We start from the raw sequence: 13,693 nt of genomic DNA on the forward strand, positions 1-13,693 counted from the left end.
GCTAATATATTTATTTTAATCCATGAAAAAGAAAGAGCTGTTTTTGTTTTTTGTGTCCCTGTTTGTTACTGCATGCAGTAGCGTTACAGAAGAAGAATCTCCAACTGTTCAACTTGGGGAGATAAAAGAAGTTTCCTTTACTGATGTACATTTAACAGATAACTTTTGGCTACCCAGGATGGAGATTAATAGAACCGTTTCCATCCCTTCTGCATTTCACCAATGTAAGATTAATGGGCGATTTGATAATTTTGCTTTGGCCGGAGGTCTGATTAAAGGAGAACATAAAGGTGATTTTTCGTTTGATGATACCGATCCGTATAAAATTATTGAAGGAGCATCTTATTCATTGGCTGTTAAGTATGATGAAAAATTAGATGCTTATCTGGATAGCGTGATTACGCTTATTGCTGCCGCACAAGAGCCTGATGGCTACCTTACGACCTGCGTTACGAATAATTGTACGCGTCTTTCCGGTTGGTGGGGAAAATCAAGATGGGAAAAGATTAATAGTCATGAATTATATAATAGCGGACATTTATATGAAGCTGCTGTAGCTCATTATAAGGCGACCGGTAAGCGGACTTTATTGGATGTGGCATTGAAAAACGCAGATCTGGTATGCGAGGTGTTCGGTCCGAATGAGGGGCAGAAACATGTTCCTTCGGGGCATCCGATTATTGAGATGGCATTGGTAAAACTATACAATATTACGAATGAACAAAAGTATCTCGATATGGCGCGTTACTTTGTAGATGAAACAGGGCGAGGTACGGACGGACATCGTTTGAGTAAATACAGTCAGGATCACATGCCAATATTGCAGCAAACTGAAATTGTTGGTCATGCGGTTCGAGCCGGCTATCTTTATTCAGGTGTCACAGATGTGGCTTCTATACAACATAATACAACATTGTTTGCTGCCGTTAAACGTGTTTGGGATAACATGGCGGGACGAAAACTTTATATTACAGGTGGAATAGGATCCAGAGCGCAGGGAGAGGGTTTTGGCCCGGATTATGAGTTGAATAATTTTAATAATTATTGCGAAACGTGTGCTTCTATTGCAAATGTGTATTGGAATCAACGTATGTTTCTTGCAACGGGAGATTCTAAATATGTAGATGTGATGGAAAGAACGCTTTATAACGGGTTGATCTCCGGTGTTTCATTGAGCGGTGACAAATTCTTTTACGATAATCCGTTGGCTTCGGATGGTCATGCCGAACGTGCCCCTTGGTTTGGTTGTGCTTGTTGTCCTGGCAATGTGACTCGTTTTATGGCTTCTGTTCCAGGATATGTTTATGCTACAAATAAGAAAGATATTTATGTAAATATGTATGTGGCAGGAAATAGTAAATTGACCATTGAGGGGAATGAGATCGAACTTGTGCAGAAGACAAACTATCCATGGGATGGAAATGTGGAACTTGCTGTTAATCCTTCGGAGGTAGCGGACTTTTGTTTGTTATTGCGTATCCCGGGATGGGCAAAGAATCAGCCCGTACCGACTGATCTGTATAAATATGTTGATAATAAAAAATCTCAGGTCAGTATCAAAGTAAATGGTAAAGATGTTAAACGCCGGTTCAGAGTAGGCTATGCGGTTGTTGAACGTACATGGAAACCCGGCGATATTATTTCTATTCAGATGGATATGCCGGTAAGACGTGTTCAGGCAAATGAGAAAGTCGAATATGATAAAGGTTTATTATCCATGGAACGTGGCCCTATTGTATATGCATTAGAAGGTGTTGATCAAGACAAAGACTATGTATTCGATATGGTGATTCCTCGTGATGCAAAGATTGAATCCACGTACGAAAAAGACTTGTTAAATGGGGTCACTGTACTTCGTGGAGATGCTTACAGGGTAACAGAAAATAAAGAAAACGGACAGTTGGAAGAAACTTCCGTTAAATTTAAGGCTATACCATATAGTACCTGGAATAACAGAGGACGTAGTCAGTTGGTCGTTTGGACGCCGGAAGCTCCTGAATATGCAATTCCGGAAGCCGAACCTACGATTGCTTCAAAAGGCGAACAAATAGATGGCTGGGGGATGAATGATTTATTTGAACCCAAATCTTCTGCAGATATAAATACCCCCTATCATTATTGGTGGTTAAAAGCGGGAACGGAAGAATCTGTAGGTTACCGGTTTGATAAACCTCAGACCGTTTCAAGTGTGGAAGTTTATTGGTTGGCCTTTGAACATTATGATGTAATCTACAAAGCTCCAGAATCCTGGAAATTATTATATAAAGTTGGAGATAAATGGAAAGAAGTAGAAAATACCGCACCCTATGGAACAGAATTGGATAAATATAATAAGGTGGCATTTAAGCCTGTGACGACAACAGAATTGAAAATTGTAGCGCAGTTACAACGTCCGGATACCGATGTGTCAACGGATGAAAAAGGGCCTCAGGTAGTTGAAGTCGGACGAAAAGGATATTCCGCCGGAATAATAGAATGGAGAGTCAATTAAATAATTGAAATAATAATCAAAGCTAAGATGATTTATACCATGAAAAAAGGATTAATAATTCTACTTGCCGGAGCCGGTTTGTCTTTGAATGCGCAAGTGGCGGATGAGGGTTATCCTATTTCTCCGGTGCCGTTTACAGCCGTGAAAGTGACGGATCATTTTTGGGGGCAACGCCTGAAGGCTAGCCGGGAAGTTACGATTCCCTTGGCTTTTAGTAAGTGCGAAGAGACCGGACGTTATACTAATTTTGTCAAAGCAGCCAATCCAAGCGCTGAATATAAGGTGGAGGGGTACTCTTTTGATGATACGGATGTGTATAAAACAATTGAAGGAGCCAGTTATCTGCTCCAGACATATCCGGATAAAAAAATGGTAAACTATATTGACAGTATTCTTACGCTTGTCGAAGCCGCTCAGGAAGCAGACGGTTATCTTTATACTGCCCGGACGATGAATCCGGATCATCCGCACGAGTGGGCAGGCAGCAAACGTTGGGAAAAGGTGGAAGATTTAAGTCATGAATTTTATAATCTGGGACATCTGATAGAAGGAGCTATTGCTCATTATCAGGCAACTAAAGATAAAAAGTTTCTGAATATCGCCATCCGTTATGCCGATTGTGTCTGTCGTGAAATCGGCGATGAACCGGGCAAACAAGTTCGCGTGCCGGGACACCAGATTGCCGAAATGGCTTTGGCAAAGCTCTATCTTGTTACAAAGGATAAGAAATATCTGAATCTCGCCAAGTTCTTTCTGGATAAACGAGGATATACCGAACGGAGAGATGAGTATAGTCAGGCTCATAAACCGTTGTTGGAGCAAGACGAAGCTGTCGGGCATGCCGTACGTGCAGCATATATGTATTCCGGAATGGCTGATGTAGCGGCTCTAACGGGAGATACAGGTTATGTGCGGGCTATTGATGCAATTTGGGATAATGTGGTGACAAAGAAATTATATATAACCGGAGGAATCGGTGCTACTAACCAGGGAGAAGCATTCGGAAAGAATTACGAACTGCCGAATATGTCCGCCTATTGTGAGACTTGTGCTGCTATTGGGAACGTTTATTGGAATTATCGTTTGTTTTTACTTCATGGAGAATCCAAATATTATGACGTGTTGGAGCGTACTTTATATAACGGCCTGATTTCCGGAGTCTCACTTGACGGGGGAGGTTTCTTTTACCCGAATCCGTTGGAATCTATCGGGCAACACCAGCGTCAGCCTTGGTTCGGTTGTGCTTGTTGTCCGTCTAATATATGTCGTTTTATTCCGTCTGTTCCCGGTTATATATATGCTGTACACGATAAGGATGTGTATGTAAACTTGTATATGAGTAATACCTCAGAGATAGATGTCAAAGGAAAAGCCTTGAAATTGATACAGACCACCGAATATCCCTGGAATGGTAATGTAAAGATCGATATTGCCTCGCGTGGAAGTCAGGAGTTTACACTTAAACTTCGTGTACCAGGATGGGTGAAAGGCGATGTTGTTCCGAGCGATTTGTATCGTTATGCCGATCAGAAGAAGCTATCTTATTCTGTGAAAGTGAACGGAACACCGGTAGATGGAGCAATAGATAAGGGATACTTCATCATTGACCGTAAATGGAAAAAAGGTGATCGGGTTGAAATCCATTTTGACATGGAACCCCGTGTTGTTAAAGCGCATCCAAATGTAGAGGCCGATCGTGGAAAAGTATCCGTAGAACGTGGTCCTATTGTGTATTGTGCAGAATGGCCGGATAATGACTTTAGTGTGCTTAGTGCTTTTATGAATAGAAAACCGGAGTTTTCCGTCATCGACAAACCGGATGTGTTGTCTGGTATCAAAGAACTGGAAACAGATGCACAAACATTAGGTTATGATGAAAAAGGACGTTTGTTTACTAAAGATGTCAAGTTGACTCTGATTCCTTATTATGCCTGGGCGCATCGGGGAGCGGGAGAAATGGCGGTCTGGTTGCCGATGGATTTGTCTGCCGGACGTCCCACTATGCCTCCAACGGTAACAACGAATGCAAAAATCACAGGTTCTCATCTGGGATCTGCCGTTTCTTCGATTAATGACGGCTTACTTCCGAAAGACGAGAACGATCGCAGTGTGCCGTATTATCATGTCTGGCCGAAAGAAGGAACAACGGAGTGGTTGGCCTATGAATTTGAAAAAACAGAAGAAGTATCCTTTACATCGGTCTTTTGGTATGATGACGGTCCTTGGGGCGGTTGTCGTGTTCCAGAGTCCTGGACTATTTATTACAAAGATTCAACCGGAGCATGGAAGCCTGTCGAAAATCAGGGTTCGTATAAAACAGTAAAAGGACAACCGAATGAAGTATCCTTTACGCCAGTCACAACAAAAGCTCTGAAATTGGAGTTTAAATCGGCTCCGAAATATGCGTCCGGCTTGTTTGAATGGCTTGTTGAATAAATGAACAGAGTGTAATAAAATTTTGAGGCGCCTCAACTTTCATTACTAAGCGCCTTGAATATTTTTTTGATTATAGAGCTCCCGGTTAGGTTTAAGAATAAAAAATATTTCTGAAACGATGGAGTGATGTATATTTCCTTGTACTAACTAATCCGGATATAAAATATAGTTGTATGAAACGAAGTAAATTAAGTTTGTTTTTAGTCATGCTTTTTGGTGGAATCATGGCTTTTGCACAAGGCACGGTCGATGATTATAATCGTGCCTATTCCTTGAGGACGAAGTATGGTGCAGATAAAGTGTTCTATTCTAATGTCGCTCCGCAATGGATTGACGGAACACATCAGTTCTGGTATGTGCGTAATACTCCCGAAGGCCGCGTGTATGTATCGGTAAATGCGGATAAACAGGAGAGAAAAGAATTATTTGACCATAAACGCTTGGCTGGTCTGTTGAGCGAACAAAGCGGAAAGGACGTAAAGACTAATGCCATTTCTCTGGAACGATTACTCGTGAATAAAAGTCAGGATACGCTTCGTTTTGTGTTTGACAATCAGCGTTGGATGTACGTAGTTCGTAAAAATCAGTTGATTAATGAAGGAAAACTACCTGTTCCGCCTAAACAAAAACACTGGATGGAGCGGGATGATGAGAAAGTGGCCGATCCGGTAACTTCGCCAGATGGAAAATACATAGCCTTTATCAAGAATGATAATATTTATGTGAAAGAACTGGCTACCGGCAAAGAAAAGCAATTAAGTCTTGACGGTACGCTTGGTAACTATTATTCAGCCTATATTTCTTGGTCGCCTGATAGCAAAAAAGTCGCTTCCTGCAAAATCCGTCCGGTGGAGAAACGTTATGTCTATTATGTGGAATCTTCTCCGGCAGATCAACTTCAACCGAAACTTCACAAACAGGAATATGCGAAACCTGGGAACGAACTGCCCTTTAAGATTCCGGCAATTTTTGAAGTGGAAACCGGGCGTGCTATTATTCCTTCAACTGAATTATTTGATCAACAATATGAGCTTAGTAGTCTTGACTGGAACAAAGATAGCCGCGCCCTGACGTTTGAGTATAATCAACGTGGACATCAGGTTTATCGCGTGTTGGAACTTTCTGCCGAAACCGGCGATGTACGCCCGCTGATTGAAGAAACGAGTGATAAGTATGTAAATTATACCCGCCATTTCCGGCATGATCTGAAAGACAACAAACATATAATCTGGATGAGTGAACGTGATAACTGGAATCATCTGTATTTATATGACCGGGAAACAGCAAAACCTGTCCGCCAGCTAACTAAAGGAGAGTGGTACGTGCGTGAGGTACTTCGTATAGATGAAGAAAACCGTCGGATTTATTTCTCGGCTAACGGAATGCAAAAAGACGAAGATCCATACCTCATTCGTTATTACTATATCGACTTTGATGGTAAGGGACTTACATGTCTTACGCCAGAAGAAGGAATGCATCAAGCCTGGTTTTCCTCTGATATGAATTATCTGGTAGATGTTTATTCCATGGTGGATAAAGCACCGGTTGCCGTGTTGCGTAATGCAAAAGACGGAAAGATCGCTATGCCTCTGGAAACGGCTGATATTACCCGTCTCAAAGCAGAAGGCTGGAAAGCTCCGGAAGTTTTTGTAGCCAAAGGCCGTGATGGGAAAACGGATATGTGGGGACTCATTGTGCGGCCAACGAACTTTGATCCCAACAAGAAGTATCCGGTTATCGAATATATTTATCAAGGTCCTGGTTCGCATTACGTGCCTAAAACATTTATGCCGTACAACTGGTACATGACCTCTATTGCTGAGTTAGGCTTTATTGTGGTTATGGTCGATGGAATGGGAACCTCATTTCGCTCCCGTGAGTTTGAGAATATCTGCTATAAAAACCTGAAAGACGCCGGCTTGCCGGATCATATCGCCTGGATTAAAGCTGCTGCACAAAAATATCCTTCGCTGGATATTGATCGGGTAGGTATTTATGGTTGTTCTGCAGGTGGACAAGAATCTACAGCTGCAGTGTTGCAGTATCCCGATTTTTATAAAGCAGCCTATTCTGCCTGCGGATGCCACGACAACCGGATGGATAAAATCTGGTGGAACGAACAGTGGTTGGGTTATCCTGTCGGAGATCAGTATAAAGAAGCGTCGAATGTAGAAAACGCCCATTTATTATGTCGCCCTTTGATGTTGCTTGTCGGAGAGATGGACGATAACGTAGATCCAGCCTCAACCATGCAGGTGGTCAATGCCTTAATAAAAGCGAATAAAGATTTTGATTTGGTCGTTATACCGGGCGCACACCACACAATGGGTGAAGATTTCGGCGAACATAAACGTTACGATTTCTTTGTACGCCATTTGTTGAATACGAATCCACCGAAATGGGATGAGATTACAACGAATAAAGAATAGGCTCTTAAGGTTTGTCTATAAACTCAGAAATGATTTCTTTAACACCTTCTACCCACTGGTCGTCAGCATTCAGGCTTTCGACCAGGGTTAGGGTTTGCCCACCGTTGGCGATGAATAAATCTTTGTATTCGACACCAATTTCTATAATTGTTTCCAGACAGTCAGCAACAAAGGCCGGTGCTACGACCAAAACGCGTTTGTGCCCTCTTCGCGCCAGGTCTATCAGAGTCTTGTCGGAGAATGGTTTCAACCAATCTTTTGACAGGCGGGATTGAAAAGAGATGGTATATTGTTCTTTATTGAGATGAAGGCGAGTTGCTAATAACTGAGTTGTATGATAACAAGCAGCACGATAACAAAAACGACCATGTTCGGGAAGGTTCTCTTCATAAGTACAATCGCACTCTTCACCATTTGAATGTGCTTTGGCAATATGACTGTTGGGTAATCCATGATAAGAGAACAATATAAAATCATACAGATCAGGATTATAAGATTTTATGCGTTTCGTAAACGCTTCGATATATCCCGAATGATTATAAAACTGCTTGATATAATGGACCGTAGGTTTTATTTTCCATTCTTTAATCACTCTCTCCACTTTCTCAATAGTCGAAGTTGTCGTTGAAAAAGTAAACTGGGGATAAAGTGGTAAAACAATCAACGAATCAAATCCTGTTTTGTTTATCTTATTTAATGCCGACTCAATAGACGGGTTTTGATAACGCATAGCAGTGAATACCTCAATCCTATCGTCGTAACTCTCTTGTAGTTTCTTTCTTAATTGTTCTGAATAAACCGTTAACGGAGAGCCTTCCGGCGTCCATAGCATTTTGTATAATTTAGTAGAATTTCTTACCCTTGAAGGAATTATAACTAAATTGACAAGTAATTTACGTAAAAACCAAGGGATGTCAATAACATATTTGTCGTTCAGAAATTCAATTAAATATCGACTTACAGCCCCAATGGTCGGAGCATCAGGAGTACCGAGATTAATCAGAAGCAAAGCTGTCCGTTTTTTCTTTATATCCATATTCTTTACGAGTTCGGAAGCAACTCTTTTATCTGATCTATTAGATTCACCCGTTCGATGGAGAATGTCTGATCATGTTGCGGGATATAAAGAAGTATTTCCTGTGCTTTACGTAAAGAAGCACTGTCTTTACTATTAATGTAATAATCCTCCAATAACGTTTTTGCGGCAATCTCCATTCTTTGAAGTCCCGCATTGTCTTCTCCGTCTAACGCTTTATGAATTTCTTCGACGGAATGCGTAAGTAGGAAATCTTTATCTACTTTGAGAGTGGAGTAGATGGATTCCATCAGTACGTCCGTTTTTCTCGAAGCCCCATGATTCCGCTGATCTAATAACTGAGCAAGCACTTTGCCTAACTCTTCTATCTGTACTAATATGAAATCTCTTTTTAGCATTCTGGATTACTTTTATTTAATTGTAACCGAAATGATCCGGATATCTTTTTTCGGACGGTCGTATGCATCTTTCGGTTGCGATACAATTTTGTCAATAATGTCAAATCCTTCGGTTACTTCTCCAAAGATAGTATATTGTCCGTCTAAATGATGACAACCTCCGATCGTTGTATAGGCTTCCCGTTGTTCCGGCGTGAAAATAAGATGTCCCGGCGTTGCCAAAATTACAGAATCCACTTTACTGTTAATCTCAACCACACGTCTGTTATACTCCTTCACATCAGTTGTTTTAAGACTATCCATTTCCTTCTTAAAAGGTTTATAAAACTGAGCCATCGCCTTTCTTTTTATAGGAAGATTGGCAACTAATTCCAATGTATCCAATTCTCCTTCGCTATATACTTTTCCATGTACAATAAAGAACTGAGACATGTCCGACTTCTTTTGAGGATTTACATCATCGTTCTGACGAGGAGCAGCTAAAGTTCCTTTTTTATGAAAATAATGTGAGGAAAACTCCGGAAGTATCTCTGTATTTCTGTCCCCAAATCCACAACGAGCGCCCGGAGGAGCTGTTTTTGAATCAGGCGCTCCTCCCTGTATCATAAACTCCTTAATCACACGTGTGAAAAGAGTTCCGTTGTATTCTCCCTTGTTCGCTCTTTCAATAAATGTTTTTACATGATTCGGAACATCGTCATAGAACATCATTTTCATGGAACCTACATTGGTCTTAATCTCTGCCGTTTTCTTTTGAGCATTCATCGGATAACCCCATAGAAATATCAGGATTATGCAGACTATATATTTCATACTTCTTTATTTTGTTGTAAAGGTAAAAATTGTGTTGTAAAGCACAAAGTTAATATCTATATTTGCGGCCTTAATATTGCGTTGCGGTCATTTAAGGTTTAAAAAGTATTATATGGAATGGATTAATGAATTGTTGTGGGGGCAGGGAATAGCGCATTCCATCCTCCTCTTGTCGGTAGTTATCGCTTTAGGTATCTTGCTGGGAAAAGTTAAAATTTTCGGGGTGTCATTAGGTATTACAATGGTTTTATTTGTTGGCATCATTCTCTCGCATTTTGGGTTTACGATTAATCATGAGATCAACCATTTCTTTAAAGAATTCGGCTTGATCTTATTTGTTTATTCGGTGGGACTTCAGGTTGGACCGGGATTCTTCTCTTCCTTTAAAAAAGGGGGAGTCACATTGAATCTGCTGGCTGTTGGTATTGTTTTTTTAGGAGTGGTTGTAACATTAGTGATTCACTATGCAACGGGAATACCTATGCCGACAATGGTTGGTATTCTATCTGGAGCCGTTACCAATACACCCGGTCTTGGTGCTGCACAGCAGGCATATTCTGATGTACATGGTGCTGTTGACGATACAATTGCCCTTGGATATGCCGTAGCCTATCCTTTAGGTGTTGTTGGTATTATTCTTTCCATTCTGTCTATCCGTTCTATTTTCCGTATCTCAATGGACAAAGAACAGGAACAACTTCGTCTTGAAGATGAAAAATCAAATGATGGAGCTAAAGCAATCTCATTAGTCGTAAAAAATCCGACAATCTTTGATAAACCGATCAATGAAATTTCCGGCAAAATGGAACATGGTTCATTTGTTATTTCCCGTGTGTGGAGACATAGTAATAAAAGGATTGAAGTTCCTGAAGCGAATACCGTATTACATGAAAATGATAAAGTCTTTGTTATCACTACGGATCACGATATAAATTCTATCGTATCTCTGATAGGTGAAACTCTCGATATGGAACGTAAGCAATGGATACGCTTAGAAAGTCAGTTGATCAATAGACGTATCCTGATTACTAATCCCGCTCTGAATGGTAAAAAGCTGGGAGAACTTCAACTTCGTAAATTATACGGTATTAACATAACCCGTCTCAGTCGTGCCGGTGTTGAATTATTGGCAACACCTTCGCTTGCTCTACAAGTGGGTGATACGGTTTCCGTCGTTGGTACAGACTCTGCAATTGCAAATGTAGAAAAGGTATTAGGTAACTCAATGAAGCGTTTGAATGAACCTAATCTTATGTCTATCTTTATCGGTATCGGATTAGGTATGCTTCTTGGTAGTATTCCTTTCGCGTTTCCGGGCATACCTCAACCCGTTAAACTTGGATTGGCAGGTGGTCCGTTAATTGTTGCTATTCTACTTAGTCGCTTCGGTTATAAGCTTAAATTAGTCACTTATACTACCCAAAGTGCCAATCTGATGTTACGTGAAGTGGGTATTACCTTATTTCTTGCTTGTGTAGGTTTAGGAGCCGGTGAGAAATTTGTTGAAACAGTTGTAAACGGCGGTTATGCCTGGATCGGATACGGTTTTCTTATTACTGTAATACCATTGCTTGTAATCGGTTGTATCGGACGTTATTTCTTTAAATTGAATTATCTGACATTGATGGGATTACTGGCAGGAAGTACCACTGATCCGCCTTCATTAGCTTATTCAAATGCAACAGCCGGTAACGATGCACCGTCAGTATCTTATGCCACGGTATATCCTTTGACGATGTTCTTGCGTGTGCTTTCGGCGCAACTCTTGATTTTGCTATTTATATAAAGGTTTAAAAATAACGAATATACCCGAGGGTATAACTCTCATACAAACGGTCTTTCATTCCATGATAATAACGGAAAGAAAGGCCGTTTTTTTTGTATTCATAGGTCAGGTTGTTCCGGATAATCATCGGACGGTCACCATTATTCTCATAACCGTGAAATCCAGAAAAGTCGGATTGAAGTTTAAAATTCTGTAGTTTTGCCGTAAACCCTATACCATAATTAATAGCATCGTTCTGACGATGTACCCGGTCATTCGTCATCCAACAATAAAAACCGACTAACCCCTGAACAGAAAAAGACATTTTCTGCTCCTTATTTTCAAATAACGTCCGGCCTACTGTAACATCGAACCAATAAGATGCAGCATCCGTAAAGCGAGCATCCGCCAAACGTCCGCCACTCGCTGTTTTCAGATTAAGGCTTAACATAACATTGCCCAATTTCGGGTCTCTTAACAACTGAAACAACGAACTGATGATAACATCCCCATTATAACTTATGGGACTTTCCGTTTCCGCTGCAAATCGTTCATCCCGCGTTTCCGGAGTTAATTTGTAATCTTCCCAGACAATAGCACTCACTTCAATGGCTGCTTTTCCTTTTACAATAGGAATATAAGCACGCGTATAAAAATCTTTAGTTTTATCTCCACTATAATAATGATATTCTCCACGCACCTCAGCCTCAAAGCGACTGCCTACACAACTCTCTCTGAGTTCCGGAATCGGAAATCCGTTTGGCCCAAAATAACGTGGTGAATAAATGATATTTTCCATTTTATCCCGCCAGTCTTCACTTCGTAAAGAAGGAGACACGAGAAGAAGAAATAGAGTAAAGAATACAAGTTTAAAACGAAAAGTCATACTTTTTTTGCCGTAAAAGTACATATTATTCAGTCTTTTTCCACCTCAAAATGTCTATATTGTCAGAATAATATAGATACCCGATGCTTAATTTTTTATTTTTGTTTGACCTTTTAACATAATAGCTGTAATTCTACATCTTATAAAATTCAATACTTGACGATTCATGTCTTTTTTCCTCAATATATATGCTACAGAATCGTTCAATAACTTCTTTGTCTGCTAAATAAAATTATATATGTTTGTGTTATGATTTCTTTTGTATTATTAGTATCCTATTATTTCTTTGTCACTGGATAAATTATGATGAAAATATAGTGTAAGATGCTATTTATCAAAAAACTAACTCAAAATTATGGAGATGAATTGCTTAATGAATGTAGATAAGAAAATAAAACAGGTTTGTGTTGAAAACAGAGAAGAGGGAGAAGTAATTCCACAAAATCACATATTAGTATATATTTTAAAAGGAAAAGCTTGCTTTAGCTATGGATATTATGATAGTGGAACCCTGGATGCCGGTTATTTAGTCTTTCTTCCTTTAGGAAGTCATGTTAATTATACATTAAGTAGAGATTCTCAATTACTGTTTTTTTTATTTGGAAGACGATATTCAACTTTGTGAATGTTATGGAACTGTAGATTTAGCAGTGGAAGGATTTCAACTCAAAGAGAAAAAATATGCAGGCGATTTATCTCAGGCCTTGAAAGCGAACAGTATGATAGAAATCTATATAAATGGATTGTATTGTACTATAATGGAAGGACTGGATGGAGAAGATTACTTAGATATAAAAACCAAAGAATTGTTGTATTTACTGAGTGCTTTTTATGAAAAAGAAGAATTAATCTCTTTTTTTAGTACTGCCCTTTATACGAATACAGCTTTCCCTGCTTATATTCTTCGCTATCATCACCTTTATAATTCGGTAGCTGAACTGGCAGAAGCGATGAATTATACGGTTTCCGGATTTGAGAAACGATTTAAAAAGATATTCGGAATACCACCGTCTAAATGGCTTCGTGAGCAGAAGGCGAGAAGAATATATCGTGAGGTATGTTTAGGGAGAAAAAACTTCAAAGAAATAGCTGATAAATACAATTTTTCTTCTACAAGTACATTTAATGATTTTTTCAAACTTGCTTTTGGAGAAACACCCGGTGTTGTCCGCAAAAAGAACTTTATATAATCACATAGAATGAATAAAAAAATATAAAGGATATTTTTGCAAAAATATCCTTTATATTTTTACTCCTATTTTTGCATTGATTTTCAATATTAAAAAAAGGATCAGGCAAAATATCGGGTTGTTATGGTAATCATCCATCGTGATACGTCTATACTGCAAACTGGCATTTTAGAGACCAATGTCATCAGCTCAAACTTCTTGCTCCACTTTAGTCTTACTATTCATCGAATAATTCCGGCTGAAAGCCGA

Annotated in this window: 10 protein-coding genes; 6 read left to right on the plus strand and 4 right to left on the minus strand. The window is 39.7% G+C overall.

The window, feature by feature from the left end:
* Positions 1-22: 22 nt before the first annotated feature.
* The 3 genes from PHT93_RS08430 to PHT93_RS08440 all read left to right on the plus strand — a co-directional run bounded on the left by PHT93_RS08430 (position 23) and on the right by PHT93_RS08440 (position 7,356).
* Positions 23-2,491: a glycoside hydrolase family 127 protein gene (locus PHT93_RS08430; protein ID WP_300241751.1), complete on the plus strand. Its 2,469-nt coding sequence runs from the start codon at positions 23-25 to the stop codon at positions 2,489-2,491.
* Positions 2,492-2,530: 39 nt separating this feature from the next.
* Complete coding sequence (locus PHT93_RS08435) at positions 2,531-4,927, plus strand: beta-L-arabinofuranosidase domain-containing protein (RefSeq protein ID WP_300241753.1); 2,397 nt, start codon at positions 2,531-2,533, stop codon at positions 4,925-4,927.
* A gap of 173 nt (positions 4,928-5,100) precedes the next feature.
* Positions 5,101-7,356, plus strand: coding sequence for a S9 family peptidase (locus tag PHT93_RS08440; RefSeq protein ID WP_300241756.1), 2,256 nt, complete (start codon positions 5,101-5,103; stop codon positions 7,354-7,356).
* A gap of 4 nt (positions 7,357-7,360) precedes the next feature.
* On the opposite strand, the gene hemH is transcribed toward PHT93_RS08440, so the two are convergent.
* From hemH to PHT93_RS08455, 3 genes are read right to left on the minus strand one after another with little or no spacing between them, the layout of a single operon-like run.
* Positions 7,361-8,392 (minus strand): ferrochelatase, encoded by a 1,032-nt coding sequence (hemH, locus tag PHT93_RS08445; protein ID WP_300241758.1) that lies wholly within the window; start codon positions 8,390-8,392, stop codon positions 7,361-7,363.
* A gap of 5 nt (positions 8,393-8,397) precedes the next feature.
* Complete coding sequence (locus PHT93_RS08450; protein WP_300241761.1) at positions 8,398-8,790, minus strand: hypothetical protein; 393 nt, start codon at positions 8,788-8,790, stop codon at positions 8,398-8,400.
* Positions 8,791-8,802: 12 nt separating this feature from the next.
* A complete protein-coding gene (locus PHT93_RS08455; RefSeq protein WP_300241764.1) occupies positions 8,803-9,603 on the minus strand; it encodes a peptidylprolyl isomerase in 801 nt (266 codons plus the stop codon).
* A gap of 112 nt (positions 9,604-9,715) precedes the next feature.
* On the opposite strand from PHT93_RS08455, the gene PHT93_RS08460 reads away from it, so the two are divergent.
* Positions 9,716-11,389 carry a putative transporter gene (locus tag PHT93_RS08460; RefSeq protein WP_300241766.1) on the plus strand — a complete coding sequence of 558 codons (1,674 nt, stop codon included), beginning with the start codon at positions 9,716-9,718 and terminating at the stop codon, positions 11,387-11,389.
* A gap of 4 nt (positions 11,390-11,393) precedes the next feature.
* Here PHT93_RS08460 and PHT93_RS08465 read toward each other — a convergent pair whose 3' ends face one another.
* The gene (locus tag PHT93_RS08465; RefSeq protein WP_300241769.1) at positions 11,394-12,254 is read right to left on the minus strand and encodes a hypothetical protein; all 861 of its coding nucleotides are present in this window, start codon (positions 12,252-12,254) and stop codon (positions 11,394-11,396) included.
* A 355-nt stretch (positions 12,255-12,609) separates the two neighbouring features.
* Between PHT93_RS08465 and PHT93_RS08470 the strand changes: the two genes are divergently transcribed.
* Together PHT93_RS08470 and PHT93_RS08475 are read left to right on the plus strand one after the other, a co-directional pair.
* On the plus strand, positions 12,610-12,879 hold the full coding sequence (locus PHT93_RS08470) for a hypothetical protein (RefSeq protein WP_300241770.1): 270 nt from the start codon (positions 12,610-12,612) through the stop codon (positions 12,877-12,879).
* Positions 12,854-13,444, plus strand: coding sequence for a helix-turn-helix transcriptional regulator (locus tag PHT93_RS08475; protein WP_300241773.1), 591 nt, complete (start codon positions 12,854-12,856; stop codon positions 13,442-13,444). The genes PHT93_RS08470 and PHT93_RS08475 overlap by 26 nt, the downstream gene beginning before the upstream one ends.
* Positions 13,445-13,693: the final 249 nt, after the last annotated feature.

Source organism: Massilibacteroides sp., from assembly GCF_028705895.1.
Classification (GTDB): domain Bacteria; phylum Bacteroidota; class Bacteroidia; order Bacteroidales; family Tannerellaceae; genus Massilibacteroides.